We start from the raw sequence: 25,505 nt of genomic DNA, 5'->3' as shown, positions 1-25,505 counted from the left end.
TATGCCGCGCCGGTCAATTAATCCCCACAAAAACGAAAAACGGCCCTTCCCCCAAGAGGAAGGGCCGCATTGGGCTTGCTCGAATATATCGGCCGGTAACCCGGCAGCGGGTTAGTTGACCTGCTGCGGGGTAACCTGGGCCTCGATCGTCTTCGGAGCGACTGCGTCTGCGGCAATCGCGATGCGACGAGGCTTCATGGCTTCCGGAATGTTCCGGAGGAGGTCGATATGGAGCAGGCCGTTCTTGAGCGAAGCGGACTGCACTTCGACATGATCGGCGAGCTGGAAGCGGCGCTCGAAAGCGCGCTTGGCGATGCCGCGATAGAGATATTCGCTCTGGTCGGCAGCGGTTTCGTCCTCGCTCTTTTCACCCTTCACGGTCAGCACGTTCGCATGGGCTTCGAGGCTCAGTTCCTTTTCGTCGAAACCGGCAACGGCCATGGTGATGCGATAGGTGTTTTCACCGGTCCGCTCGATATTGTAGGGCGGATAGCTCGGGGTCTGGTCGGCCGGGCCGCGATTGTCGAGCAGGTTGAAAAGGCGGTCGAAACCGACCGTGGAACGATAAAGGGGGGTAAAATCGACGTGACGCATGGAGTCCTCCTTGGGAAGCGACGTTGCGGTTAAGTTAAGCTTCCGCATCCCGTAATGGCGATGTCGGTCGCGTTCAGCGGACCCTTTGTGGCGCCCGCAGAGTTCAGATGGGGATTGGTTTTCGCGGCTTCAAGGCCCCGGTTCGCGGCGCGTTTTACGCGTGAACCTGACATGAACAGCCCGTTTCGAACCCGTTCAGGATCATTTTGATAGAACGGACAGTGGAAGGCAGACTGTCTCTCTCGACCGAAGCTCCATTCGTCCCTTCGCTTCGGTCATCAATTGCCGGAATCGATCGGGTATCCCTAGACCCGCGATTCCGGCTTCTTTTTTTCATGCTCTGCCGAAAAAGACCTTTCAGCCCTCGTCGCGCGTCTCCAGCGAAGCACCCGGCACGTAGAGCAAGATCGGCCTGATCTCGTAGACCGCCGTCGGATTGGCGCGGCGAAGCTCCCGCGCCGCCGCTATGGCACCCTCGATGGTCGGAAAATCCACCACGTAGAATCCGAGCAGCTGCTCCTTGGTTTCGGCAAACGGGCCGTCGATGACCATGCCCTCACCCTTGCCCCGCAGGGTCACGGCCCGTTCGGTCGGGCCGAGCCGTGCGGCCGGCCCCAAGGATTTTTGCGCAACCAGGCGGTCGTTGACCTGGAGCAGATCGACCATCAGGGCCTCGTCCTCCTCCTGGGACCAGGATTCGACCACTCCCTCCTGGTGATAGGCAAGGATTGCGTAATACATGGCTTGTCTCCTCATCATCCGTCGACTGACACCGATCCCGCCTCCTCACGCACACTCCCATACCAGGCGGACCGACAAACATCGAAACTTGTAAACGCCGTTGAATACACATGTTTGACCGGCGGGGTGCAAGTCTCCGATGTCTCCGAAATCGCCCCGGCGTGCCATTGAATGCCGCTAACTGCGCTTTTCCCTTGACGTCCCGCCGCCACTGCCTGACCCTGACCGCCATGAGCGAAGCGCCAGGTACCATCGACGACATTCTCTACCCGACGCCGGGCAATCAGGCCCCGGCCAATTACACGGCCGGCTATTTCACCGGCCATCGCGGCACCAGGCTGCGCTACGGCCTGTTCCGCTCCGAGATGTCGCCTGCGATCGGCACCGTCGTGCTCATGCAGGGCCGCAACGAGTCCATCGAAAAATATTTCGAGACGATCCGAGACCTGAACGCCATGGGCCTGTGGGTCGCGACCTTCGACCTGCGCGGCCAGGGCGGATCGCAGCGGCTGACGAAAAACACGCGCAAGGGCCATGTCCGACGCTTTTCCGACTACGAGCGGGATCTCGAGATCTTCCTCGAGCATATCGTCCTGCCGGATGCCCGCCTGCCCTTCTTCCTGATTGCACACTCGACCGGGGCGCTGATCGCCCTGTCGGTCGCCCCGCGGCTTTCGAACCGCATCAACCGCATGGCGCTCGCAGCGCCCTATATCGCGCTGTCCGGCCAGGGCGTACCGGAAGGACTGATCCGCTCGCTCGCGGGATTGGCAAGCTGGACCGGCTTCGGCCGCCTCTCGATGGGTACCGACCGCAGCAATCGCGCCTTCGAAGGCAATCCGCTGACATCGGATCCGAAGCGTTTCGCCCGCAACATGGAGATCGGTGCCGCCCATCCGGATCTGACGATCGGTCCGCCGACGGCCCGCTGGCTGCACGAGACGTTCAAGGCCGCGCGCCGGGTATCCTCCCAGTCGCATCTGACAAAAATCACCATCCCGACCCTGATCCTTGCTCCCGTCCTCGACGCGATCGTCCCCTATGCGGCGCAGGAGGAACTGTCGCGCAATTTCCGCGCCGGCCAGCTCATCACCATCAACGGCGCGCGCCATGAACTGTTTCACGACAGGGATATCTACCGCGCCCAGGGACTTGCGGCGATCGAGGCCTTCATGCCCGGCCAGGATGGCGGCTTCGGACTTTCCGAAACCGCAGCCTGATCGCGGCTGCTCTTGTTGCCTATTTGCCGGAAAGCAGCTTCATCGCTTCCGCATGCACGGCCTTGCTGCCAGCCGCAAGAATATTGCCGCCGTTCTCCGGCCGCCCGCCGTCCCAGGTGGTGATGATGCCGCCTGCCTGCTCGATGATCGGGATCAGCGCCCCCACGTCATAGGGCTTCAGGTTGTTCTCGACGACCAGATCGACATGGCCGGAAGCCAGCAGCACATAGGCGTAGCAATCGCAGCCATAGCGGAACAGCCGCACCTTCTCCTCGACCGAACGGTATTTCGCCAGATCGTCGCCGCCGAAGATATGCGGCGAGGTGGTGAAGAGGGTGGCGTCGGCAAGGCTGCCGCAATCGCGCACCGAAATCTGCCGCTCGCCGTCCGGGCCGCAATACCAGGCGTTCGTGCCGTCGGCAAAATAACGCTCGCCGATGAACGGCTGGTCCATCAGGCCCATGGCGGCGCGGCCGTTCGACTGGAAGCCGATCAGCGTCCCCCAGACCGGCAGGCCGGAAATGAAGGCGCGCGTGCCGTCGATCGGATCGATCACCCAGACATGCTCACGGTCGAGGCCGACATTCCCATGCTCCTCGCCGAGAATGCCGTGTTGGGGAAAGCATGCGGTGATCAGCGCCCGGATCGCCGTCTCGGCGGCGCGGTCGCCCTCGGTCACCGGGTCGAACCCGCCCTGCTCCTTGTTGACGACGGAAAGTCCGGTCCGGAAGCGCGGCAGGGTCTCGGCCTTGGCAGCATCGGCAAGCGCATGGAAGAAGTCGCGATCGGGAAGCATGGGGGAATCCGCTGTTGGAAGGAAGATCTCTTTTAAAACACCCGCTTCGACCTTGGAACCGGTTTCGAGCCGAATACGCAGAAAATCAAAAAATGATCTTTCACTGCTTCAAATCTCGGCAACTCGCCTAAAAATGGCGCATATTTAAGCACTCAAAAAAGCTGCTTGACATTTGTGCAGTGCACTCGTAGGTTCAATGCACAGTCTTTGACTGTAAATACCCTCCTTGGGTGTTTCCTCCCTAGACTTAGCCGCGCTCTCAAGCGCGGTTTTTTTTGCTCTCGAACGAGCCCGCAAGCCGGCCATCCCGCCGGCGACTGACCAAACCTGTGGAAAACTTGGGGAGGTTATTCGGCCGCGAGCGCGCTGTCGCCGCCGGCAAAGTCGATGACGAAGTCCGCCATCTGCCGCATGAAAGTGGAAAGCGCGGCCGCGATCACCGGAAATTCCGGCCGCTTGTCGAGCGTCACTTCATCCACGTAGAGCGCCCGGTTGATCTCGATCTGCAGCGCGTGCAGGCCGCGTACCGGCCGTCCGTAATGTTCGGTGATGAAGCCACCGGCATAAGGCTTGTTGCGCACCGCCGAAAAACCCATGCCGTCGAGGAACTGCATCGCCGCCCGGGAGAGCTCGGCAGACGCGCTGGTGCCGTAGCGATCGCCGATGATGAAGTCCGGCCGCACGTCCGAACCGGACAGCCGGATATTGCCCGGCATCGAATGGCAGTCGATCAGGATGGCGAGCCCGAAGCGCGCATGGGTGCGGGCGATCAGCTTGCGCAGGCAGGCATGGTAGGGCTTGTAGATCGTCTCGATCCGCGACATCGCCTCGTTGACCGGCAGCCTGCGGCGGTAGATTTCCATGTTTTCCGCCACGATCCGCGGGATCGTGCCGAGTCCACCCGCGACCCGCATCGAGCCGATATTGACGAACGGCGGCAAGGGCCCGTCGAACATGCGCGGATCAAGCTCGTAGGGTTCGCGGTTGACGTCGAGATAGGCGCGCGGGAAATGGGCTCGAAGCAGCGGCGCACCGAGTTCCGGCGCATCGGCAAAAAGCTCGTCGACATAGTGGTCTGCGGAACGGCGGATGGCGAGCGAATCGAGCCCGCTCTCGGCGAGAAATTCAGGCGGATAGAAGCTGCCGCTGTGAGGCGAATTGAAAACGAAGGGGATAGTCTGCGTGGCGGGCTCCCTCACTTCGAACTGTTCAAAATCACCTGCGTTGCAATCCATCCTGCCTTTACCATGTCACGAACTTGTTCAGGAACACATGTTGCCAGTTGCCCGACGCGAAGTCCATACTATCTATACCCTATCAAATCCTCTTCCACCCCCATTAAACGGATGTTTACCGCGCGTTGGCAGTGTAAGAGATACCGACAACTCTAAAAATTTGCATTGGATAACGGTCCTGGAGATGATTCAGAAAATCCTTCTCGCCGAAGACGATAACGACATGCGTCGTTTCCTGGTGAAGGCGCTTGAAAAGGCGGGTTACAAGGTCGCGTCCTTCGACAACGGCGCGAGCGCCTATGACCGCCTGCGCGAAGAGCCCTTCTCGCTGCTCCTGACCGACATCGTCATGCCGGAAATGGACGGGATCGAGCTTGCCCGCCGGGCAACCGAACTCGACCCGGATCTGAAGGTGATGTTCATCACCGGCTTTGCGGCCGTCGCGCTGAACTCCGATTCCAAGGCCCCAAAGGACGCCAAGGTCCTGTCGAAGCCCTTCCACCTGCGCGATCTGGTGGACGAAGTGAACAAGCTTCTGGCGGCCTGAAGCCCGCAAAGCCCTGATCTGCAAGGCCTTCAAAAAACCTTCGCATTTCATGGCAAAAACCTGTTGACGGCCCGACCAGTCTATGGTCTATGCGCCGCCACGGATGGGCGTGTAGCTCAGCGGGAGAGCACTACGTTGACATCGTAGGGGTCACAGGTTCAATCCCTGTCACGCCCACCATCCAGTTCAAAACGTTAAGAAATCCGCTTCGGCGGATTTCTTCGTTTCTGACCCTCCCATTGGTCTGCCCGTTCCGAAACGGCACACAAGCGTCCAGAATTCTTCACCAGCCTCGCTGGCAATTTGGTCATCTGCGCCTGTTATGGTGTTACGGCATCAGGGAGGCGGAGCGTGGCGCAGTTCAAGAATTCGGAGCATCTCGTAAAGGCTGGCGTACCGGCTTTCGACAAGGAGTGGATGCCGGGGCAGAAGGTGCCCAATGCCGGCATCTATCGGTGCAAGACCTGCGGCGACGAGATCGTCGTTCACAAGGACGCGGCCATCCCGCAGATCCATCACGAGCATACGGTCCTCGGCCCCGTGACCTGGAAATTGCTGGTCTTCGCCCAGAAACATCCGTCGCGCCCCTGATTATCCGCGTTTCCGCGCAGTTCTGCTGTCATCTTTTTTCGCGGAGAGTACCGAATCGGCCGGAACCCGCCTCGCATCACGACATGGAATGTGCCAAATGCGACCCACCGCGTCATTGATGCGGATTTTCCCCAATTTGCCCCGCCCGACCTTCGGCGGGGCTTTTTTGTTTCGGGGGACTGATTCGCCCGGTTTTCTCGCGTTTCACGCCCGGTGATCAGAGAATCGCGTTGCCGGCCACAAACGCGAGCACGACGAAAATCAGGAAGATGACGAGGAAGATGAAGAAGAGGATTTTCGCGATCGAAGCCGTCGCGGCGGAAACGCCGGAAAAGCCAAGGAAACCGGAAATCAGCGAGATGACCAGGAAGATGAGAGCCCATTTCAGCATGGAATTTTTTCCTTCACGTTGATGGTCCGATAACGCGAAGAAATGTTCCAGGGTTCCCGACGACCCCAAGACCTTGCGGTCAGACGGCCGGGCTACCGGAAGAGGTGCGCCGTTCCCGCCACGCCGATCGTCACCCGATCGCCGGGGACCAGCGTCTCGCGGCTCGGGATGTCGAGCCGGAAGGAGAAGCCGTTCGGATCGCCGCCGAGCGTGATCCGGACATCCGAGGTCGGGCCGCAGAAATTGATTTCGGCGATCGTCCCGGAAGCCCCCTCGCCGCCATTCTGAGCCCTGGCCCGCGTAACGGTGATCTGTTCCGGCCGCAGCATGATCTGCGCCTTGCCGCGATAGGCGGTGTCATCGACCGGCAGGACCCCGAGCGGGCTTTGCGCCCTCCCGTCCGCGACATCGGCGGGCAGCACGATCGCCTCGCCGAGAAAGGCTGCCGTCGCAGCATCGACCGGTCTGGAATAGACCTCGCGCGGAGAACCCACCTGCGCGAATTTTCCCGCCCGCATCACCGCCAGTTGGTCGGCGAAGGCAAGCGCCTCGCCCTGGTCGTGGGTGACCAAAAGCGTGGTGATGCCGGCGGCGGTCAGCACATCGGTCACCGCCTTGCGGGTGGCGGCCCTGAGGCCGGTATCCAGCGCCGAGAAGGGCTCGTCGAGCAGCATCAGCCTCGGCTTGCGCGCCAGAGCCCTGGCGAGCGCTACGCGCTGCTGCTGGCCGCCTGAGAGCTGGTCCGGCTTGCGGGCGAGCATGGCCGGGTCGAGCCCGACCATGTCCATCAGCTGGGCGATGCGGGCGTTCTTCACCGAGGCCTCCGCTTCCAGCCCGAAACCGATATTCTGCCGGATCGTCAGGTGCGGAAACAGGCAGCCGTCCTGTGCGACGATGCCGATGCCGCGCTTGTGCGCCGGCACCTGGGAACGACCGTCGGCAAGCTGCTGGCCGGCGAACACGATGCGGCCCTCATCCGGCGCGTCGAAGCCGGCAACCAGGCGCAGAAGCGTGGTCTTGCCGCAACCGGAAGGCCCGACGATCGCTGTGCGGCTGCCTGATGTCACCGACAGGTCGATGCCGTCGAGGGCGACGACGGAGCCATACTGTTTGCGCAGGGAGGTCAGTGTAAGAAACGTCATCGCCCGGCGATCTTTTTCGATTGGTGATGGAGAAGGAAGGTAAGCGGCAGCGAGAAGGCGACCATCAGCACCGCATAAGGCGCAGCGCCCGCATAGTCGATCTCGCCGGTCAGCGCCCAGAAGGCCATGGCGAGCGTGCGGGTGCCGTTCGGCGCCAGCATCTGGGTGGCGGTGAGTTCGTTCATGATGCCGAGCGAGGAGAGCGCCACGCCCGCCGCAGCCCCCGGTGCGGCAAGCCGGATCGTCGTCGCAAACAGCGCATTGCCGGGCGAGCGCCCGAGGCTTGCCGCCGCCTGTTCGATTTCGACCGGCACCTGCGCGATGCTGGCGCGTAGGCTCACCAGCGCGCGCGGCAGGAACATCACCACATAGGCGAGCACGATGGTCGCAACGCTCTGGTAGAGCGGCAGCACCACGCGCACGGTGACGGTGACCAGCGCCAGCGCCACGACAACGCCCGGCATCGAGCTTGCGAGATAATAGCAGCCTTCGAGGAACCGGCTGGCGCGGGTCGGACGGCGCACGGAAAGCCAGGCGATCGGCACCGCGGCGGCCGTCGTCGCAAGCCCGCCGATCAGGCAGATGACCAGCGTCTGCCACAGCGCCAGCCCGACCTCATCGATCCGCCAGACGGCGGCCCCACCGGCGATCAGCCAGCGACCGAGGGTCAGCACCGGGATGCCGAGCGCAAACGCGGTCGTCACGGCGGGCAGGATGAGAGCGACGTATTTCCACCTGCCCAGCCGGGCGACCTTCGGCCGGCGGGCGACGCCGGAGCCGAGCCGCGCATACCGGCTGCGCCCGCGCAAGCCAGCCTCGAGACCAAGCAGCACGAAGCAGCAGAGCACCAGCATCAGCGCCAGCATGTAGGCGGCAACGCCGTTATAGGTCGACTGGAACTGGTCGATGATCGCCGTCGTGAACGTGTCGAAGCGGATCATCGCAAACAGCCCGTATTCGGCAAGCAGATGCAGACCGATCAGCAGCGCGCCGCCGCAAAGGGCAAGCCGCAGCTGCGGCAGCACGACGCGCCGGAAGACGGCAAACGGTGCCAGCCCCAGCGAGGCCGCCTGGTCTTCCAGCGCCGGGTCGAGCAGCCGGAAGGCGGCCGAAAGCGGAAGGTAGAGAAACGGAAAATAGGCGACGACCGAAATCGCCACGCCGGCGGGCAGTCCGTGGAAGCTGGGCCACAGCCCGATCCAGGCATAGGAATGCACGAAGGCGGGCACCGCGAGCGGCGTGACGCAGAGCCAGGACCAGAGCCGCGCACCCGGCAGGTCGCTGCGTTCCGTCAGCCAGGCGAGTGAAACGCCGAGCACGGCGCAGATCGGAATGGTGAAAATGACCAGCAGGACGGTATTGGCCAGCAGTTCGCCGACCCGCGAGCGGAAGATCAACTGCGAGGCCATGTCCCAGCCGGTGACGACCGCCGCCCACAGCACGAAGCCGAGCGGCAGCAGGGCCAGGAAAGCCACCACGACCGCGATCGTCAGCGTCCATGACGATGCCGCCGGCAGGCGGTGCCGCGGCGCGATGGAGATCCTGGTATCTGTGGTGGAAGTCATTGCCGGTCCGAAAAGATAAGACATCGCAGGTACGCCCTGCGATGTCTCCATGCAACTGGTATGGCGGCTTTTTTAGAGCAGGCCGGCGGCGGTCATCATGTCGGTGACCTTGGCGTTGTTGAGGGTCGAGGGCTCGACCTTCGGCGCCTGCAGATCGGCGATCGGGGTCAGCAGCTTGTTGGAAGCCTCGCCCTTGCCGACGGCGTATTCGTAAGATGTGCCGTCGCGCAGAACCTTCTGGCCACCCTTGCCGGTGACCCACTTCAGGAAGGCCTGGGCCTGTTCCTTGTGCTTGGAGGAGGCAAGGATTCCGCCGCCCGAGATCGACACGAAAGCGCCCGGATCCTGGTTCTTGAAATAATGCATGCCGACGTTCTTGGTGTTCTCGCCGGTCTTCGCCACGTCGCCGAAATAGTAGTAGTGATAGATCAGCGCGCCTTCGAACTGGCCGGCATTGACTGCCTTCATCGCAGTCGAATTGCCGCGAATCGCGGTGGCGTTTTCCTTCATGCCTTTCAGCCAGGCGGCGGTCGCTTCTTCGCCCTTCAACTGCAGCAGCGCACCGACGATGGCCTGAAAGTCGGCGCCCGACGGAGATGCCGTCCAGCGGCCCTTCCATTCCGGCTTGGCAAGGTCGAGCATCGACTTCGGCAGCTTGTCGGCGGTCAGCTTGGTCTTGTCATAGGCAAAAACGGTCGAGCGGGCCGCGATGCCGACCCAGTTGCCGCTCGCCGGATGGAAACCCGGCAGAACCTGGTCGAGCGTCGCCTTGTCGATCGGCGAGAACAGGCCCTTGCTGTCGACCAGCACCATGGCCGGCGAATTTTCGGTCAGAAACACGTCGGCCGGCGAATTTGCGCCTTCCTGGACGATCTGATTGGCGATTTCGAGATCGCTGCCCTGGCGGATGGTGACGACGATGCCGGTCTCTTCCGTGAAGGCCTGCGCCCATTCCTTGGTCAGCCCTTCGTGCTGGGCATTATAGATGGTCAGGCTGTCCTTGACCTGCGCCGAGGCCGGCGAGGAAAGGGCGAGAACGGAAAAGGCCAGGGCAACGCCCGCGGCCAAGGTGAATGAAGTCTTCAAGATCGCCTCCGCAACAAGTCAGGAATTTGACGAGGCCGTCATAACCAAAGCAGAGATTTGAGGTCAAGTTTATTTCGGGGCAAAGCGTAACAAATCCGTGATTTATTATTTCAATACAATAGGATGCGGGCCAGCGGCGAAGTAATCGCAACACCGGCCGCACACACGGTCCACTTGTACTATTCGGAAACGCACCAGCCGGCACCATCCCGATATCGCGGCGGACACGAAGCCCGTGCCTTGCCGACAGAGCGAGAACACGCGACGGCGAAAAATATTCGGATTTTTCTGATCAGGTTTTCCAGATTCTATGGACGGCCTCGTTTTGCAGCGATATGCGATCGACAATCAAACATTTCCGGCGGCCGGTTGCGGAGGTCGACATCGCCAGCGAACAGGAAATCAGGGCGGATCTGAGCCAGTATCTGACGCGGCTGTGGCGTTACGGCGTCATGCTGTCGCATCACCGCGATACGGCCGACGATCTTGTCCAGGCGACCTGCCTGCGCGCACTCGAACGGTCCGGCCAGTTCTCACCGGGCACGCGGCTCGACCACTGGCTCTTCGCCATCCTGCATTCGATCTGGCTGAACGAGGTGCGCGCCCGCCGCGTTCGGCTCGGCCAGGGTTTCGTCGAGGCCGGAGAGGCGCTGGTCTTCGATGGCGCCGGACAGACCGAAAACCATGTCCTCGCAACCCAGGTCATGAGCCATGTCCAAGCTCTTCCAGAGGCGCAGCGCTCCGCAGTCTTCCTCTGTTATGTCGAGGGACTGTCCTACCGCGAAGTCGCCGAAGTGCTGCAGATCCCGGTCGGCACTGTGATGAGCAGGCTCGCCGCCGCCCGCGCCAGGATCGCCGAGGCGACCGAGCCGAAGGTCGCCGCCGTCCCCACTCGGGGGAAAACCAGATGACCATCCTCCCGAACGACGAAATGCTGGTCGCCTATCTCGACGACGAACTCGGCCCCGGCGAGTGCGCCGCATTGGAAGCGGCGATCGCCGACAACATCGCCGTCGCAGCCCGGCTGGACGAGTTGCGCCGCAGCGACCTTCCCTACCGCCAGGCCTTCGCGCCGCTGCTCGACCAGGCGCCGAAGGCAAAGCTCGACGCCATGCTGGCCGCCGCCATTTCCTCGCCCGCAGCACCGACGAAGCCGACGGACAGGGTGAGCCGGCGCGGCCTGATCGCCGCCGCATTCGGCTGTCTCGTTGCGGGCATCGCCCTCGACCGGGGAATCCTCGCTGCGCAGAATTTTGCCGCGGCACCAGCCGACGAGGAGGCCGACTGGCGCGGGGAAGTGGCGGAATATCTCGCCCTCTACACGCCCGAAACCCTGCGTAACATGACCATCGATGCGGGCAAGCGCGCCGAACAGCTCCGCCGCGCCAGCGAACGGCTCGGCCTCAGGCTCGACCCCTATGCCATGAGCCTCGGCGGACTGGAAATGCGCCGCACCCAGATCCTCGAATATGACGGCAAGCCGCTCGGCCAGATCATGTATCTGCATCCCGAACACGGCCCTGTCGCCTTCTGCATCATCGCCTCGACCGCCGGTCCGAAGCCGATGCTGACAGAGCAGCGCCATGGGCTGAATATCGTCTACTGGTCGAGCGACTGCCACGCCTTCGTCATGGCTGCCCGCAATCCGATCGACGATCTCCACGCCCGCGCCGAGGAGATCCAGTACGAACTCACCGACCGCAACCAGGCATGATCCGTTCGCGATCCACCACGTAGATTTCCGCGATCCCATTCGAATCAGCTATTGCTCATTCGAACACATCGGGAACGGGCATGGCTGTTGCTTATCTGGAAAAGCTGAATGACGCGCAGCGGCGTGCGGTGGAGCACGGCTCGGACGTGCCCAAGGGCGGTCCGGCCGGGCCCTTGCTGGTCATCGCCGGCGCCGGGTCCGGCAAGACCAACACGCTCGCCCACCGCGTCGCGCACCTGATCGTCTCGGGCGCCGATCCGCGCCGCATCCTGCTGATGACCTTTTCCCGCCGCGCCGCTTCCGAAATGGGCCGCCGCGTCGAGCGCATCTGCGCGCAGGTTCTCGGCGCCAATGCCTCCATCATGACCGACGCGCTCGCCTGGGCCGGCACCTTCCACGGCATCGGCGCCCGGCTGCTGCGTCTCCACGCCGACCAGATCGGCCTCGACCACGATTTCACCATCCACGACCGGGAAGATTCCGCCGACCTGATGAACCTGGTGCGCCACGAACTCGGCTTCTCGAAGACCGAGAACCGGTTTCCGACCAAGGGCACCTGCCTGCAAATCTATTCCCGCGCCGTAAATTCCGAAACGCCGCTCGACGAGGTGCTGAAACTGCATTTCCCCTGGTGCTCGGCCTGGGAACCACAGCTGCGCGAACTGTTCGCCTCCTATGTCGAGGCCAAGCAGGCCCAGAACGTGCTGGATTACGACGACCTCCTGCTCTATTGGGCGCAGATGATGAGCGAGCCGGCAATTGCGCAGGATGTCGGCGGCCGCTTCGACCATGTGCTGGTCGACGAATACCAGGACACCAACCGCCTGCAATCGTCGATCCTGATGGCAATGAAGCCCGGCGGCATCGGGCTGACCGTCGTCGGCGACGACGCCCAGTCGATCTATTCCTTCCGCGCCGCGACGATCCGCAACATCCTCGATTTCCCGAACACCTTCGATCCGCCGGCCAATATCGTCACCCTCGACCGCAACTACCGCTCGACCAATACAATCCTCGCCGCCGCCAACGGCGTCATCGATCTTGCCCGCGAACGCTTCACCAAGAACCTGTGGACCGACCGCCAGTCCGAGGAGCGCCCCCGCCTCGTCGCCGTCAAGGACGAGACCGAGCAGGCCAACTACATCGTCGAAAAAATCCTCGAAAACCGCGAAACCGGCATGACGCTCAAAAGCCAAGCCGTGCTGTTCCGCTCCTCGCACCATTCCGGCCCGCTCGAAGTCGAGCTCACCCGCCGCAACATCCCCTTCGTGAAATTCGGCGGCCTGAAATTCCTGGACAGCGCCCATGTGAAGGACATGCTGGCCGCGCTGCGCTTCGCCCAGAACCCGCGCGACCGCGTCGCCGGTTTCCGGCTGATGCAGTTGATCCCGGGCATCGGTCCGCAGACGGCCGGCAAGATCCTCGACGCCATCGCCGCCGACCCGGAACCGCTCGCGGCGCTGCAGGAAATCCCCGCTCCGCCGCGCTCCGGCGCCGACTGGCCCGCCTTCGTCGACATGCTCGCCACCGTCCGCAGGGGCGCAGGCTGGCCCTCCGAAATCGGCCTTGCCCGCCTCTGGTACGAGCCGCATCTTTCCCGCATCCACGAGGATGCCGAAACCCGCAAGGCCGACCTGCTGCAGCTCGAACAGATCGCCTCCGGTTATACGTCGCGCGAACGTTTCCTCACCGAGCTGACGCTCGATCCGCCGGATGCGACCAGCGCCGAATCCGGCACGCCGCTGCTCGATGAGGACTATCTCATTCTCTCGACCATCCATTCGTCGAAGGGCCAGGAATGGCGCTCGGTCTTCCTCTTGAACTGCGTCGACGGCTGCATCCCCTCCGACCTCGGCGTCGGTTCGACCGCCGAGATCGAGGAGGAACGCCGCCTTCTCTACGTCGCGATGACGCGGGCCAAGGACCACCTGCACCTGATGACGCCGCAGCGTTTCTTCGTCCACGGCCAGGCCTCACAGGGCGACCGGCATGTCTATGCGGCCCGCAGCCGCTTCATCCCGGCGACCTTGCTGCAATTCTTCGAAACCGCCGCCTGGCCGGTCGTCGCACCGATGTCCGACGCCGAACGCCAGGCCCGCCACCAGGTCCGCATCGACGTCACCGCCCGCATGCGCGGCATGTGGCGGTAAGCCGGGCCGCCCTAAAGGGCGTACCGGTTTCAGGACGACGGCATGCGAAACAGAGGGCCGTTTGTCCCCCCGTTGTCGCGTTGACTATGACGGCACCGGGTGGAACAACCCGAGCTGCAGATGGCAGTCAGCCGGTATCGGGAGGATTTCCCGGCAGCCGTCATCATCTTTGTCGCAAGGGAGGGGATCGAGATGACAAGCCGCAAGATCGTATTGGTGCAGGGCGCCTGGGGGTCGAGCGCGAGCTGGACGCCGGTCGCCGATATTCTCCGCAGCATGGGCCACCAGGTCTTCGTGCCGAGTCTGACCGGGCTTGGCGAACGCACCCATCTGTTTTCGGGCGCCATCAATCTCGACGCCCATATCGGCGATGTCTGCGGCCTCATCGAAGCGGAAGGCCTCGACGAGTTCGACCTCGTCGGCCATTCCTATGGCGGCATGGTGATCACAGGCGTCGCCGACCGTTTCGCAGCCCGCATCCGCACGCTGACCTATCTCGACGCTTTCCTGCCGGAAAACAGCCAGTCGGCGCTCGATCTGCTCGGCCCCGAAGTCGCTCTCGCCAACCTCGCCATGGCCGGCGAACATGGCGGCATCGCCGTGCCGCCCCCTGCCCGTCATGCCACCCGCGTGCCGGAACATCTGCGTCACTACATGACCAGCCGCTCGCCGCAGCCGTTCGCGACGATGATCCAGAAGATCAGGCTGTCGGGCGACTATCGGAAGGTCACGAAAAGGCTCTACGTCTCGGCCAATATCGAGCAGTCGGCGATCTTCTCCGGCATCTACGCCAAGGTCGGCGCCGATCCATCCTGGGTATCCCTGGAGGTGCCGAGCGGCCACATGCTGCAGCTCGAAATGCCGGAAGAGGTCGCCCGCATCATCGCCGATTTCATCGGCTGACAGCCGCTGAGCGGCCGGCCGGGCGCCCGTTCAAGCGCCGAGCCTGAAAGCGGCGGCGGAAAAACCGCCGCCGCAATTGCGTATTACTTTACGATCGGCTTTATCGACAACAGGATGTCGACCAGTTCCTTCTGGTGCTTTTCCTCGTCGCCCTTGGTTCCCCAATAGGTGACGACGAGACCCTTGGTCGGCGACGTCTGGATCAGTGCAAGCCCGACGCTCACCGGACCGTTCTCGTCCTTGCCGTCCCAATCGAGCGTCGTCATCTGCATGCCGTTGAACTCCTCGACCGGAGTTTCCTTCAGCGTCTTCGGATCGACGGTGACGCCGACCTCCTTCAGGAAGTCGATGGCATCGGAAACGGTCTTGTCCATCGACTTCAGCTCCGCGACATCGGCGGAGAGATAGACGGCGTCGTCACTGGACGTGGCATCGACGCCGGTGTCGGTTTCCTTCGGGTTCCAGCTGTCGGGGATCTTGATGCTGGCGATCGGAGCATCGCTCGGGAATTTGAGTGTTTTCGCCTGGGCCAGCCCGGGAGCGGCCAGGACGAGCATGGCAATGAGAAGAGCTTTTTTCATCTGGGAATCCTAAAAAGACGGGAACCGCAGATGCGTCTACCAGCGGCAAAAACCGTTTAGCACACAGGCCTTTAAGAATGGGTGGAGCAATCGCTCAAAAGCCGGGAATTCCGCCAAACTTGCCTTTAGGGTTGCAGCCGTCCTCTTCGAACTCCGGAGGGCGAGCCTAGCTCGGGCTGCGCCCGCCACCATGCCGTTCCAGAAGCTCGATCTGGATCTGCTGCATCTCCGCCAGCCGCTCCCATTGATGCGCCATCTGGTGGTCGATCTTTTCGTGAAGCTGGCGGATTTCCAGTTCGGCGCGCAGGTTGATCATGTAGTCGTTCTCGGAACGCATCCGGTCCTTTTCCTCCTGCCTTCGCTGGCTCATCATGATGACCGGCGCCTGCAGCGCCGCAAGGCACGAGAGCACCAGGTTGAGCAGGATGAACGGATAGGGGTCGAAAGGCTGGGCGAACAGGCCGACGACGTTGATCGCCATCCACACGACCAGCACGCCGAGAAAGCTCAGGATGAAGGTCCAGGAGCCGCCGAAGGAGGCGACCTTGTCGGCCACCCGCTCGCCGAAGGTGGGATTGCGTTCGAGCAGGCCGGCAATGCTCCTCTGCACCGTCGAGGCGCCCCTCTCGAAACTGTCGAGCACGCGTTTGTCGAGTTCGGAGAGCTCGCCCCGCTCCTCGTCCAGCAGCTTTTCCACGTAACGGCGGCGGAAACGGGCGAGGTCCTCGTCGCAGATCAGGCTGTTCTCGTCGCAGTCCTTGACCTCCTCGACGATCATCTCGGCAAGATGCGGTCGCAGATATCCGGTCCTGTGCATTTTCGAGAGTGGGAAGGTGCGGCCGCAGACGATGCATTGTCCGGTCTTGGCGGACGTCATATGCCTGCCCATGTCATGCCTCTTCCTTCTTCTTCTTCGCTTGCGCGTGAAGCGGCGACAGGTGGAAGAGGCGCGGCGAGAATTTGGCCCGGAACTCTTCCGAACGGCCGATATAGATGAGCGTCACGCCATCGAGACGGCTGAGCACGTTCAGCAGCCGTTCCTGGGTTTCCGGCTCCAGGCCTTCCAGCACGTCGTCCATGATCAGCCAGGCCGGCTTGCGCAGCACGGCGTTGGCGATCGCGAGCGCCGCTTCTTCGTCCTTGTCGAGCAGCCGGTCCCAGCGCTCCACGTCGTCCAGCCTGCCCACGAGACGGCCAAGCCCGACCTTTTCGAGGGCTTGTGTCAGTGCCTTGTCGTCGGCACCGGTCGGCTCGGCGGGAGAGGTCATCACCTCGCGCAGCGTCGCCGTCGGCAGGTATCCGTCCTGCGGCATCAGGATCATGCTGTCCACCGGCGGCAGGCCGATCTCGCCGCGGCCCCAGGGCCAGATGCCTGCCAGCGCCTGGAAGAACAGGTGCCGGTCGGCACCCGGATCGCCGTTGATCATCACCCGCTCGCCCGGCTTGATGCCGCAATCGCCTTCAACGACGCGCACCCCGTGTCCCGCCTCGGCCCGGCTGGGCTCGCCATAGACCACGATGCCGCAAAGGCTGATACCCTCGCCGGCAGCCGCTTCGCGATAGGCGATCACCTCGCCCTCCTTGTCCAGACTGTCCATGGTCAGCAGCGCGTGGCGGAAGGAGGAGACGCGGTTCAGCGTGGCGCGCCAGTCGGCGATGACGCTGAAATTGACGACATACCAGCGCAGCGCCTGGTTGACCTGGTTGAAGGCGCCGACCGCCATCATCAGACCGCCGAAGGAAAGCTCGCCCGAAAAATACATCGGCGAGGCGATGATGATCGGCGCCACCAGCGCCAGCCAGCCGAACCCGGCCGACACCCAGGTGAGATTGGCGAGCGCCCAGGCGAGCTTGCGCAGCATGCCCAGCACCCCGTCAATCGCGAAATGCACGCGGGTGAGCTCGTTCGCCTCGCCGCGCGCCAGCGCGATCGGCTTCAGGTTCTCGTTGGCGCGCACCAGGGCTGAGCGCAGGTCCGCTTCGCGCGCATAACGCTCGGCGTTCAACCGCGGCAACAGGTTGCCGACCACGTTGCTGAGCACCGAGCCCAGCAACGCATAGAGGATCGTCGTCCAAACCATGTAACCGGGAATAGAAATGGTACGGCCGCCAAAATGGAAGACGAAATCCGACGAGATCGCCCAGAGCACGCCGATGAAACTCGCCAGCAGAATGGTGGAGTTGACGAGCCCGATCGCCAGCGCCGTGGTGTTTTCCGCCAGGATGCGCGTGTCCTCGTGCAGCCGCTGGTCGGGATTGTTGGCGATCGTGCCGGCCCCGGCGAGCTTCAGCGCCCGGCCGGGCTTTAGCCAGACGTCGGCGAGATCGCGCGCCAGCCCCTCGCGCATCCGCATCGCAGTGATCTGGTTGAGCCACTGCTGGACGACGTTGAGCAGGGTCAGCGAAAAGGCGATGACGCCGAAGATGACGAGCTGGTTTAGGAATTCCGGCATGTCGCGCCGTTCCAGCGCGTCGTAGAACGGCCCGTTCCACTCGTTCAATCGGTATGTCGCATAGGTGGTTGCGAAGATGACCAGGAGCAGCGCCACCGTCAGCACCAGGACGCGATTGCGCACCGGCGCATTCCAGAATGCTCTGCCCATCATGCGGAGCTGACCACCCAGGGAAAGTTCGAAGGCCGGCACTACACCTTCGGAATTCTGCGACATCTACTGCGACTCCTGCAAACACCCTCGTCACCCTCAACTTAGCATGCGTTTGCGGCTTGCGCAGCTTCAAGGGGATCGGCTCCCCCTATATGATGACGCAATCGCAATTCCTCACCCTACCCCACCAAAATTGAGCAACTCGTCTCCGCGGAGCCCGCAGCAGGGATGATCCGGGGAGTGCGCGGCATTCCCTACCCCATTGATACGGCAGGACAATCGCATCCGGGATGTAAAGTGGGGGTGGCATCGCCAACCCTCCTCCACAAGAGGGAGGGGCTGCACGGATCGCCCCCTGCCAGCCCCGACGCGTCCCAAAACCGCTTGCAATTTTTGCAACAGAATGTTAATGACCGACCAGTCAGTCATAAATGGAGATGCACGGTGGCCGGGAGGAAAAGAGAGAAACGCGATCCGCAGCAGCGCCGGGCCGAGATCCTGGCCGCGGCCTTCGCCTGTTTCTCGGAGCGCGGTTTCGCCGCAACCCGCATGGAGGATGTCGCGGCCCGCGCCGGCATCGCCAAGGGCACGGTCTACCTGCATTTCCCGGACAAGGAGGCGCTGTTCACCGAACTCGTCTCCGGCATCGCCTCGCCGATCCTCGGCCAGATCGACGGGCTGGCGGCCAACGAGGCCATTCCGCCGCGTTTCGCGGTGTCGATGTTCTACACGCTCTTCAAGCGCGAGGTGCTGGAGACCGAGCGCCGCCACCTGCTGCGGCTGATCCTCGCCGAGGGCCCGATGTTTCCGGACGTCACCGAATTTTACCATCGCGAGATCATCTCCAAGGGCCTCGGCTTGCTGCGCATCCTTCTGAAGCGGGCGGCCGAGCGCGGCGAGCTGCGCAATCCGGCGCTCGCCGACATGCCGCAGATCGTCATGTCCCCGGCGCTGCTGTCGATCATCTGGACGACGCTTTTCGAAGCCTACGAACATCTCGACGCGCAAAAGCTGTTCGACACCTTCCTCGATACCCTGTTCGTGCCGGAGGGTGCCGCGAGATGAAGCGTATCCTCGCCATCATCATCCTCGCAGGCGCTGCCCTCGCCGCCTTGCCCTTTCTGCTCGCTGACAGGCCGCCGCGCCCCTATCAGGGTTGGATCGAGGCCGATACGCTGTTCATCGGCGCCGAAACCGCCGGCCGCCTGACGAAACTCGATGTCGCCGAAAGTCAGACCATCGAGGCGGGAACACCACTCTTCAAACTCGACTCTTCCAGCGAAGAAGCGGCGGTCTCGGCTGCCCGCGCTGCGCTTGCCCAATCCCAGGCCGCGCTGGACCTTTCCGAGGCCGCCCAGAAGCGGCCGGAAGAGATCGACGTGCTGCGCGCCTCCGAACGGGAGGCCTCGGCCCGGCTGGAGCTTGCCGAACAGGACCTCGACCGCACCCGCGTCCTGGTCGAACGCGGCACGTCCACCCGCGCCAATCTCGACACGGCGACAGCAACCGAAGCCGCCAACCGCGCCGCCCTCGACAACGTCCGCAGCCAGATCATCCTCGCCGCCCTCCCCGCCCGCGACGAGACCCTGCGCCAGGCACGCGAAGCCGTTGCGGCGGCCAAGGCCGAGCTTGCCTCGGCCGAAGCAGCGCTTGCCCGCCGTTCGGTTTCGGCACCGGCCGCCGGCAGCGTCGAGACCCTCTATTACCGCCGCGGCGAAGTCATCCCCGCCGGCCGGCCGATCGTCGCCCTCCTGCCGCCCGAAAACGTCCGCGTCCGCTTTTTCGTGCCCGAAACCGAAATTGCCCGGTTCTCACTCGGCCAGCCGATCCGCGTCACCTGCGACGCCTGCCGGCCGACCGACGCCAAAGTCAGCTTCATATCCAAAACCGCCGAATACACCCCGCCGGAAATCTACAGCCTCGAGGAGCGCGCAAAACTCGTCTACCGCGTCGAGGCGATCCCGTCCGATCCGAAGGCGCTCCGCCCCGGCCAGCCGGTCGATGTCCTGACCGGACCACGCCCATGACCGCCGCCGAAACCTACGAAGTCGACGCCCCCGAAACGGTGATCGATGTCCATCACCTGACCAAGAGCTTTGGCGGCCGCAAGGTGGTCGACGACCTCTCCATGTCGGTGAAGAAAGGCCGCATCCACGGCTTTCTCGGCCCCAACGGTTCCGGCAAGACGACCACCATCCGCATGCTCTGCGGCCTCCTGACGCCCGACAGCGGCGACGGCACCTGCCTCGGCTTCGACATTCTGACCGAGAGCGACCGCATCCGCCGCCGGGTCGGCTACATGACCCAGAAATTCTCGCTCTACCAGGACCTCTCGATCCGCGAGAACCTCGAATTCGTCGCCCGCGTCTACGGCCTGCCCGATCCGCGCGGCAAGGCAGGCGCGGCAATAGAACGCCTCGGCCTCAAGGGCCGCGAGAAACAATTGGCCGGCGAGCTGTCCGGGGGCTGGAAACAGCGCCTGGCGCTCGGCGCCTGTATCCTGCCAGAACCCGCGCTTCTGCTCCTCGACGAACCGACCGCCGGCGTCGACCCGAAGGCCCGCCGCGATTTCTGGAACGAGATCCATGCGCTCGCCGCCGACGGTCTCTCGGTGCTGGTCTCCACCCACTACATGGACGAGGCCGAGCGCTGCCACGAGATCGCCTATATCGCCTACGGAAAGCTGCTCGCCGAAGGCACCGTGGACGAGGTGATCGCCGGTACCGGCCTCGTTACTTTCACGGTCTCCGGCACCGCCTCCGGCCCGGACGTCCACCATCTCCAGGCAGAACTCAAGAACCGGCCCGGCATCGACATGATCGCCCCCTTCGGCGCCAGCCTGCATGTCGCAGGCCGGGATGCCGCAACGCTGGAACAGGCGATCGCCCCCTATCGCGACAGGCCAGGCCTCAAATGGGAAAGGGGCGAACCGACGCTGGAGGATGCCTTCATCGACCTGATGCGCCGCTCGGAGGACAATTTCCAATGACGACCGCCCGAGGCACGAACGGCAATGGCGCTTCCGGGGGTGGCTCCTTCGGCCGCTTCTGGGCGATGACGGTCAAGGAATTCATCCAGATGACCCGCGACCGCATCACGCTCGCGACCATGGTCATGCTGCCGATCATGCAGCTCTTCCTGTTCGGTTTTGCCATCAACACCACCCCGCACAACCTGCCGACGGCGGTGCTGATGCGCGAAAACAGCGATGTCGGCCGCTCCATCCTCGCCGCCCTGAAGAACACCGATTTCTTCGAAGTGAAGACCGTTATCACCCGCGCCGAGGACATGGACGCCCTCCTGCAGTCCGGCGAAGCCCTGTTCGTCGTCGAAATCCCCGAAGGGTTCGAACGCTCGCTGCGCCGGGGCGATTCTCCTTCGCTGCTGGTCGCCGCCGACGCCACAGACCCGGTTGCTGCCAGCTCCGCGCTCGGCGCGCTCCCCGGCATCCTCTCGACCGCCCTCGAAAACGACCGCCAGGTTGCCTTCGCCGAGCCGGTGAAACCTGCTTTCCAGATCGTCCAGCACCGCCGCTACAATCCGGCCGGCTCCTCGACGCTCAACATCGTCCCAGGCCTGCTCGGCACGATCCTGACGATGACGCTGCTGATCTTCACCGCCCTCTCCGTCACCCGCGAGGTCGAACGCGGCACGATGGAGAACCTGCTCTCCATGCCGATAAAGCCACTGGAGATCATGCTCGGCAAGATCGCGCCCTATGTACTGATCGGCCTCGTCCAGGCGCTCGTCATCATCGGCGTCGGCATCCTGGTTTTCCGCGTGCCGATCCTTGGGGACCCCCTGTCGCTGGCAGCCGCGACCTCCCTCTTCGTCATCACCAACCTGTCGATCGGCTACACGTTCTCGACGATTGCGGCGAACCAGCTTCAGGCCGTGCAGATGGCGATGATGTTCTTCCTGCCGAACATCCTTCTCTCCGGCTTCATGTTCCCCTTCGCCGGCATGCCGAATTGGGCGCAATGGATCGGCGAGGCGCTGCCGCTCACCCACTATATCCGCATCGTCCGTGCGGTGATGCTGAAGGGCGCCAGCATCGAGACATTGGCCTATGACACGCTGGCGCTCGTCGGCCTGATGGCCGTCGCCATGCTGATCGCGGTCCGCCGTTTTCGCCGCACGCTGGACTGAAGGCTGCAAACCCTACGTATTTCACCGGTATTGCCGCAGCGGGATAAGCTTGCAATACGCCTTGCATTATTCTCGTGCATTGCACAAAATCCTTGCAACGATCATCGATCGGCCAGCGTAAAGGCCGGCAAGGGCAGCCAGAGGCGCAGCCAAAGGGGCAGTATGTCGATCAAGGCGAGTATCTACCACCTTACCCATTACATGTACGACAAGCCCGTCCGTCTCGGACCGCAGATCATCCGCCTCAAACCGGCCGCCCATTCGCGCACCAAGGTGCTCAGCCATTCGCTGAAGGTGACGCCGTCCAACCACTTCGTGAACCTGCAGCAGGATCCCTACGGCAACTACCTCGCCCGATTCGTCTTCCCGGACCCGGTCACCGAGTTCAAGATCGAGGTCGATCTTGTCGCCGACATGACGGTCTACAATCCTTTCGACTTCTTCGTCGAAGAGGATGCGATGAAATGGCCGTTCAGCTATCCGCCGGAACTGGTCGAGGACCTGTCGATCTACATGGTGCCGGAGCCGCCCGAACCGGCGTTGGTCGACTACCTGAAGACCTTCGACATGTCCCCCGGCCAGCCGACGGTCGACATGGTGGTCGGCATCAACGCCCGCCTGCAGCAGGCGATCGGGTATGTCATCCGCATGGAGCCCGGCGTGCAGACGCCGGAACAGACGCTGACCTCGGCCCTGGGCTCCTGCCGCGACACCAGCTGGCTGCTGGTCCAGATTCTCCGCCATCTCGGCCTCGCCGCCCGCTTCGTCTCCGGTTACCTGATCCAGCTCACGCCGGACTTGAAGGCGCTTGACGGCCCCTCGGGCACCGAAGTCGATTTCACCGACCTGCATGCCTGGTGCGAAGTCTATCTTCCCGGCGCCGGCTGGGTCGGCCTCGACCCGACCTCCGGGCTGCTGACCGGCGAAAGTCATATCCCGCTTGCCGCAACGCCGCATTTCCGCAACGCCGCGCCGATATCAGGCGGTTATTTCGGCGAGGCGCAAACCTCCTTCGCCTTCGACATGAAGGTCAACCGCGTCGCCGAGCACCCGCGCATCACCAAGCCCTTCTCCGACGAATCCTGGGATGCGCTGAACCACCTCGGCGAACAGGTCGACCGCGTGCTGAAGGCGCAGGACGTGCGCCTGACCATGGGCGGCGAACCGACCTTCGTTTCGATCGACGATTTCGAATCCGGCGAATGGAACACCGATGCCGTCGGTCCCACCAAGCGCGAAAAGGCCGATATCCTGATCCGCAAGCTGCGCGAGCGTTTCGCACCCGGTGGCTTCCTGCATTACGGCCAGGGCAAGTGGTATCCGGGCGAAAGCCTGCCGCGCTGGACCTTCTCGCTCTATTGGCGCAAGGACGGACGGCCGATCTGGAGCAACCCGGATCTCGTCGCCGAGGAAGGCCGCGACTATGGCGTCGGCGAGCAGGATTCCGCCAAGCTCCTGACCGGCATCGCCGCCGAACTCGGCATCACCCCCGACATGGTCGTGCCGGCCTATGAGGATCCGGCCGAATGGATCATCAAGGAAGGCTCGCTGCCGGACAATGTCGACCCGTCGAACTCCAAGCTCAAGGACCCCGAAGAGCGTAACCGCATCGCCCGCGTCTTCGAACGCGGCCTGACCAGCCCGAGCGGTTACGTTCTGCCTGTCCAGGCCTGGAACGCCCAGGCGACGGGCAAGCGCTGGATCAGCGAGAAATGGCGCACCCGCCGCGGCCGCATCTTCCTGGTGCCCGGCGACAGCCCGGTCGGTTACCGCCTGCCGCTCGGCACGCTGCCTTACGTTCCACCGTCGCAATTCCCCTATATCCACGAGGCCGACCCCTCGATCCCCCGCCAGCCGCTGCCCGAGGCGATCATACCGGCCGGCCGCGCCATGCCGGAATCCTCCTTCAAGGCAGGGGACGCGGCCAATCCCGGCCGCGTCGAACAAACCCTCGGCGAGATCGGCGGCGCGGTGCGCACGGCGATCTCGGTCGAAGCCCGCGACGGCCGGCTCTGCGTCTTCATGCCGCCGGTGGAAAAGATCGAGGACTATCTCGAACTGATCGCAGCTGCCGAAAACGCCGCGACCGCACTCGGCCTCGCCGTGCATATCGAGGGCTACGCGCCACCCCACGACGAGCGCATCAACGTCATCCGCGTCGCGCCCGATCCGGGCGTCATCGAGGTCAACATCCATCCGGCCGCAAGCTGGAAGGAAACCGTGTCGATCACCACCGCGATCTACGAGGAGGCCCGCCAGAGCCGTCTCGGCGCCGACAAGTTCATGATCGACGGCCGCCACACCGGCACCGGCGGCGGCAACCATGTCGTGGTCGGCGGCGCCAATCCCAACGACAGCCCGTTCCTGCGCCGCCCCGACCTGTTGAAGAGCCTGGTGCTCCACTGGCAGCGCCACCCCTCGCTCTCCTACCTGTTCTCCGGCCTGTTCATCGGCCCGACCTCCCAGGCGCCGCGCATCGACGAGGCCCGCCACGACTCGATGTACGAGCTGGAAATCGCCCTTGCCCAGGTGCCGGCGCCCGGCCAGGGCTTGGCCCCGCTGCCGTGGCTGGTCGACCGCCTGTTCCGCAACCTCTTGACCGACGTCACCGGCAATACGCATCGGTCGGAAATCTGCATCGACAAGCTGTTCTCGCCGGACGGCCCGACCGGCCGCCTCGGCCTCGTCGAATTCCGCGGCTTCGAAATGCCGCCGAACGCCCGCATGTCGCTTGCCCAGCAGCTTCTCGTCCGGGCGCTGATCGCGCGCTTCTGGAAGAACCCGCTGCAGGGCCGGTTCGTCCGCTGGGGCACAGCGCTCGCCGACCGCTTCATGCTGCCGCAATATGTCTGGGCCGACTTCATGGACGTCCTCCAGGACCTGCGCGAAAACGGCTTCGACCTTCGCCCCGAATGGTTCGAGGCGCAGCTCGAATTCCGCTTCCCCTTCTTCGGCGAGGTCGAATACGAAGGCTCCAAGCTGGAGCTCCGCCAGGCGCTCGAACCCTGGCACGTGATGGGCGAACAAGGGGCCATCGGCGGCACCGTGCGGTATGTCGATTCGTCGGTCGAGCGCCTCCAGGTCCGGCTCGAAACCACCAACCCGGCCCGCTACACCGTCGCCTGCAACGGCCGCGCCGTGCCGCTCAAGGCCACCGGCACGTCCGGCGTCTCGGTTGCCGGCGTCCGCTTCAAGGCCTGGCAGCCGTCGGCCGGCCTGCATCCGGTCCTGCCGGTTAATACGCCGCTCACCTTCGACATATATGATACATGGTCTGGCCGTTCGATCGGCGGCTGCATCTATCACGTTGCCCATCCAGGCGGGCGTAGTTATGACACCTTCCCGGTCAACGGCAACGAGGCGGAAGCACGCCGGCTCGCCCGGTTCGAACCATGGGGCCATACCGCTGGAGGTTATACGCTTCTGGCCGAATCGCCCTCGCCCGAATTCCCGCTGACGCTCGATCTGCGCCGGCCGCAAGGAGTCTGAAACGC

General features: G+C 63.6%; 23 protein-coding genes and 1 tRNA gene. 13 read left to right on the top strand and 11 right to left on the bottom strand.

Going from position 1 to position 25,505, the window contains the following annotated elements; all coding sequences use genetic code 11:
* Positions 1 to 111 precede the first annotated feature (111 nt).
* Positions 112 to 594 carry an Hsp20 family protein gene (locus PMI07_RS20755; protein ID WP_007759002.1) on the bottom strand — a complete coding sequence of 161 codons (483 nt, stop codon included), beginning with the start codon at positions 592 to 594 and terminating at the stop codon, positions 112 to 114.
* Positions 595 to 951: 357 nt separating this feature from the next.
* Positions 952 to 1,335, bottom strand: coding sequence for a YciI family protein (locus PMI07_RS20750; protein WP_007759000.1), 384 nt, complete (start codon positions 1,333 to 1,335; stop codon positions 952 to 954).
* 230 nt (positions 1,336 to 1,565) lie between these two features.
* On the opposite strand from PMI07_RS20750, the gene PMI07_RS20745 reads away from it, so the two are divergent.
* On the top strand, positions 1,566 to 2,555 hold the full coding sequence (locus PMI07_RS20745) for an alpha/beta hydrolase (protein ID WP_155956591.1): 990 nt from the start codon (positions 1,566 to 1,568) through the stop codon (positions 2,553 to 2,555).
* Between the two features lie 19 nt (positions 2,556 to 2,574).
* Here the strand turns inward: PMI07_RS20745 and hisN are convergent, their stop codons facing one another.
* Positions 2,575 to 3,351, bottom strand: coding sequence for a histidinol-phosphatase (gene hisN / locus PMI07_RS20740; protein WP_007758996.1), 777 nt, complete (start codon positions 3,349 to 3,351; stop codon positions 2,575 to 2,577).
* Between the two features lie 347 nt (positions 3,352 to 3,698).
* A complete protein-coding gene (locus PMI07_RS20735) occupies positions 3,699 to 4,586 on the bottom strand; it encodes an N-formylglutamate amidohydrolase (protein ID WP_024163994.1) in 888 nt (295 codons plus the stop codon).
* A gap of 184 nt (positions 4,587 to 4,770) precedes the next feature.
* Here PMI07_RS20735 and cpdR1 point away from each other — a divergent pair, with 184 nt between their 5' ends.
* The 3 genes from cpdR1 to PMI07_RS20720 all read left to right on the top strand — a co-directional run bounded on the left by cpdR1 (position 4,771) and on the right by PMI07_RS20720 (position 5,724).
* A complete protein-coding gene (cpdR1, locus tag PMI07_RS20730) occupies positions 4,771 to 5,133 on the top strand; it encodes a response regulator CpdR1 (RefSeq protein ID WP_037077221.1) in 363 nt (120 codons plus the stop codon).
* A gap of 105 nt (positions 5,134 to 5,238) precedes the next feature.
* A tRNA-Val gene (locus PMI07_RS20725) sits at positions 5,239 to 5,313 on the top strand.
* A gap of 171 nt (positions 5,314 to 5,484) precedes the next feature.
* The gene (locus PMI07_RS20720) at positions 5,485 to 5,724 is read left to right on the top strand and encodes a hypothetical protein (RefSeq protein ID WP_007773472.1); all 240 of its coding nucleotides are present in this window, start codon (positions 5,485 to 5,487) and stop codon (positions 5,722 to 5,724) included.
* A gap of 217 nt (positions 5,725 to 5,941) precedes the next feature.
* Here PMI07_RS20720 and PMI07_RS34380 read toward each other — a convergent pair whose 3' ends face one another.
* The 4 genes from PMI07_RS34380 to PMI07_RS20700 all read right to left on the bottom strand — a co-directional run bounded on the left by PMI07_RS34380 (position 5,942) and on the right by PMI07_RS20700 (position 9,908).
* Complete coding sequence (locus tag PMI07_RS34380; protein ID WP_007773470.1) at positions 5,942 to 6,115, bottom strand: DUF1328 domain-containing protein; 174 nt, start codon at positions 6,113 to 6,115, stop codon at positions 5,942 to 5,944.
* 92 nt (positions 6,116 to 6,207) lie between these two features.
* Positions 6,208 to 7,257, bottom strand: coding sequence for an ABC transporter ATP-binding protein (locus tag PMI07_RS20710; protein WP_024163993.1), 1,050 nt, complete (start codon positions 7,255 to 7,257; stop codon positions 6,208 to 6,210).
* Positions 7,254 to 8,822, bottom strand: coding sequence for an iron ABC transporter permease (locus PMI07_RS20705; RefSeq protein ID WP_007772152.1), 1,569 nt, complete (start codon positions 8,820 to 8,822; stop codon positions 7,254 to 7,256). The genes PMI07_RS20710 and PMI07_RS20705 overlap by 4 nt, the downstream gene beginning before the upstream one ends.
* A gap of 72 nt (positions 8,823 to 8,894) precedes the next feature.
* The gene (locus tag PMI07_RS20700) at positions 8,895 to 9,908 is read right to left on the bottom strand and encodes an iron ABC transporter substrate-binding protein (protein WP_007772151.1); all 1,014 of its coding nucleotides are present in this window, start codon (positions 9,906 to 9,908) and stop codon (positions 8,895 to 8,897) included.
* A gap of 335 nt (positions 9,909 to 10,243) precedes the next feature.
* On the opposite strand from PMI07_RS20700, the gene PMI07_RS20695 reads away from it, so the two are divergent.
* From PMI07_RS20695 to PMI07_RS20680, 4 genes are all read left to right on the top strand, one after another.
* Positions 10,244 to 10,819, top strand: coding sequence for an RNA polymerase sigma factor (locus PMI07_RS20695; RefSeq protein WP_007772150.1), 576 nt, complete (start codon positions 10,244 to 10,246; stop codon positions 10,817 to 10,819).
* Positions 10,816 to 11,622, top strand: coding sequence for a hypothetical protein (locus PMI07_RS20690; protein WP_007772149.1), 807 nt, complete (start codon positions 10,816 to 10,818; stop codon positions 11,620 to 11,622). Before PMI07_RS20695 ends, PMI07_RS20690 begins: the two co-directional genes overlap by 4 nt.
* An 80-nt stretch (positions 11,623 to 11,702) precedes the next feature.
* A complete protein-coding gene (locus tag PMI07_RS20685; protein WP_007772148.1) occupies positions 11,703 to 13,772 on the top strand; it encodes an ATP-dependent helicase in 2,070 nt (689 codons plus the stop codon).
* Positions 13,773 to 13,892: 120 nt separating this feature from the next.
* Positions 13,893 to 14,675, top strand: a complete 783-nt coding sequence (locus PMI07_RS20680) for an alpha/beta hydrolase (protein ID WP_024163992.1) — start codon at positions 13,893 to 13,895, stop codon at positions 14,673 to 14,675.
* 83 nt (positions 14,676 to 14,758) lie between these two features.
* Here PMI07_RS20680 and PMI07_RS20675 read toward each other — a convergent pair whose 3' ends face one another.
* The 3 genes from PMI07_RS20675 to PMI07_RS20665 form a co-directional block, all read right to left on the bottom strand.
* Positions 14,759 to 15,256, bottom strand: a complete 498-nt coding sequence (locus tag PMI07_RS20675; protein ID WP_007772187.1) for a hypothetical protein — start codon at positions 15,254 to 15,256, stop codon at positions 14,759 to 14,761.
* A 166-nt stretch (positions 15,257 to 15,422) separates the two neighbouring features.
* Positions 15,423 to 16,145: a DUF1003 domain-containing protein gene (locus PMI07_RS20670; RefSeq protein WP_007772185.1), complete on the bottom strand. Its 723-nt coding sequence runs from the start codon at positions 16,143 to 16,145 to the stop codon at positions 15,423 to 15,425.
* Between the two features lies 1 nt (position 16,146).
* A complete protein-coding gene (locus PMI07_RS20665) occupies positions 16,147 to 17,925 on the bottom strand; it encodes an ABC transporter ATP-binding protein/permease (RefSeq protein WP_007772177.1) in 1,779 nt (592 codons plus the stop codon).
* Positions 17,926 to 18,306: 381 nt separating this feature from the next.
* On the opposite strand from PMI07_RS20665, the gene PMI07_RS20660 reads away from it, so the two are divergent.
* The 5 genes from PMI07_RS20660 to PMI07_RS20640 all read left to right on the top strand — a co-directional run bounded on the left by PMI07_RS20660 (position 18,307) and on the right by PMI07_RS20640 (position 25,500).
* The gene (locus PMI07_RS20660) at positions 18,307 to 18,927 is read left to right on the top strand and encodes a TetR/AcrR family transcriptional regulator (protein ID WP_007772175.1); all 621 of its coding nucleotides are present in this window, start codon (positions 18,307 to 18,309) and stop codon (positions 18,925 to 18,927) included.
* A complete protein-coding gene (locus PMI07_RS20655) occupies positions 18,924 to 19,889 on the top strand; it encodes an HlyD family efflux transporter periplasmic adaptor subunit (protein ID WP_024163991.1) in 966 nt (321 codons plus the stop codon). Before PMI07_RS20660 ends, PMI07_RS20655 begins: the two co-directional genes overlap by 4 nt.
* A complete protein-coding gene (locus PMI07_RS20650) occupies positions 19,886 to 20,851 on the top strand; it encodes an ABC transporter ATP-binding protein (protein ID WP_007771258.1) in 966 nt (321 codons plus the stop codon). Before PMI07_RS20655 ends, PMI07_RS20650 begins: the two co-directional genes overlap by 4 nt.
* Positions 20,848 to 22,011, top strand: a complete 1,164-nt coding sequence (locus PMI07_RS20645) for an ABC transporter permease (RefSeq protein ID WP_007771260.1) — start codon at positions 20,848 to 20,850, stop codon at positions 22,009 to 22,011. Before PMI07_RS20650 ends, PMI07_RS20645 begins: the two co-directional genes overlap by 4 nt.
* A gap of 162 nt (positions 22,012 to 22,173) precedes the next feature.
* Positions 22,174 to 25,500, top strand: coding sequence for a transglutaminase family protein (locus PMI07_RS20640; RefSeq protein ID WP_024163990.1), 3,327 nt, complete (start codon positions 22,174 to 22,176; stop codon positions 25,498 to 25,500).
* Positions 25,501 to 25,505 lie beyond the last annotated feature (5 nt).

Origin of the sequence: Rhizobium sp. CF080 (assembly GCF_000282095.2) — a bacterium.
In the GTDB taxonomy this organism is placed as follows: domain Bacteria; phylum Pseudomonadota; class Alphaproteobacteria; order Rhizobiales; family Rhizobiaceae; genus Neorhizobium.
Note: the sequence above shows the minus strand (reverse complement) of the source record. Positions and strands in the feature narration are given on the sequence as shown.

What these genes read in the sequence shown, in the direction of transcription:
- PMI07_RS20690 (WP_007772149.1), top strand. Translation starts at nt 10,816, where the DNA reads ATGACCATCCTCCCGAACGACGAAATGCTGGTCGCCTATCTCGACGAC.
- PMI07_RS20750 (WP_007759000.1), bottom strand. Translation starts at nt 1,335, where the DNA reads ATGTATTACGCAATCCTTGCCTATCACCAGGAGGGAGTGGTCGAATCC.
- PMI07_RS34380 (WP_007773470.1), bottom strand. Translation starts at nt 6,115, where the DNA reads ATGCTGAAATGGGCTCTCATCTTCCTGGTCATCTCGCTGATTTCCGGT.
- PMI07_RS20745 (WP_155956591.1), top strand. Translation starts at nt 1,566, where the DNA reads ATGAGCGAAGCGCCAGGTACCATCGACGACATTCTCTACCCGACGCCG.
- PMI07_RS20695 (WP_007772150.1), top strand. Translation starts at nt 10,244, where the DNA reads ATGCGATCGACAATCAAACATTTCCGGCGGCCGGTTGCGGAGGTCGAC.
- PMI07_RS20710 (WP_024163993.1), bottom strand. Translation starts at nt 7,257, where the DNA reads ATGACGTTTCTTACACTGACCTCCCTGCGCAAACAGTATGGCTCCGTC.
- PMI07_RS20650 (WP_007771258.1), top strand. Translation starts at nt 19,886, where the DNA reads ATGACCGCCGCCGAAACCTACGAAGTCGACGCCCCCGAAACGGTGATC.
- cpdR1 (WP_037077221.1), top strand. Translation starts at nt 4,771, where the DNA reads ATGATTCAGAAAATCCTTCTCGCCGAAGACGATAACGACATGCGTCGT.
- PMI07_RS20755 (WP_007759002.1), bottom strand. Translation starts at nt 594, where the DNA reads ATGCGTCACGTCGATTTTACCCCCCTTTATCGTTCCACGGTCGGTTTC.
- PMI07_RS20665 (WP_007772177.1), bottom strand. Translation starts at nt 17,925, where the DNA reads ATGTCGCAGAATTCCGAAGGTGTAGTGCCGGCCTTCGAACTTTCCCTG.
- PMI07_RS20680 (WP_024163992.1), top strand. Translation starts at nt 13,893, where the DNA reads ATGGCAGTCAGCCGGTATCGGGAGGATTTCCCGGCAGCCGTCATCATC.
- hisN (WP_007758996.1), bottom strand. Translation starts at nt 3,351, where the DNA reads ATGCTTCCCGATCGCGACTTCTTCCATGCGCTTGCCGATGCTGCCAAG.
- PMI07_RS20670 (WP_007772185.1), bottom strand. Translation starts at nt 16,145, where the DNA reads ATGGGCAGGCATATGACGTCCGCCAAGACCGGACAATGCATCGTCTGC.
- PMI07_RS20685 (WP_007772148.1), top strand. Translation starts at nt 11,703, where the DNA reads ATGGCTGTTGCTTATCTGGAAAAGCTGAATGACGCGCAGCGGCGTGCG.
- PMI07_RS20705 (WP_007772152.1), bottom strand. Translation starts at nt 8,822, where the DNA reads ATGACTTCCACCACAGATACCAGGATCTCCATCGCGCCGCGGCACCGC.
- PMI07_RS20675 (WP_007772187.1), bottom strand. Translation starts at nt 15,256, where the DNA reads ATGAAAAAAGCTCTTCTCATTGCCATGCTCGTCCTGGCCGCTCCCGGG.
- PMI07_RS20640 (WP_024163990.1), top strand. Translation starts at nt 22,174, where the DNA reads ATGTCGATCAAGGCGAGTATCTACCACCTTACCCATTACATGTACGAC.
- PMI07_RS20645 (WP_007771260.1), top strand. Translation starts at nt 20,848, where the DNA reads ATGACGACCGCCCGAGGCACGAACGGCAATGGCGCTTCCGGGGGTGGC.
- PMI07_RS20655 (WP_024163991.1), top strand. Translation starts at nt 18,924, where the DNA reads ATGAAGCGTATCCTCGCCATCATCATCCTCGCAGGCGCTGCCCTCGCC.
- PMI07_RS20735 (WP_024163994.1), bottom strand. Translation starts at nt 4,586, where the DNA reads ATGGATTGCAACGCAGGTGATTTTGAACAGTTCGAAGTGAGGGAGCCC.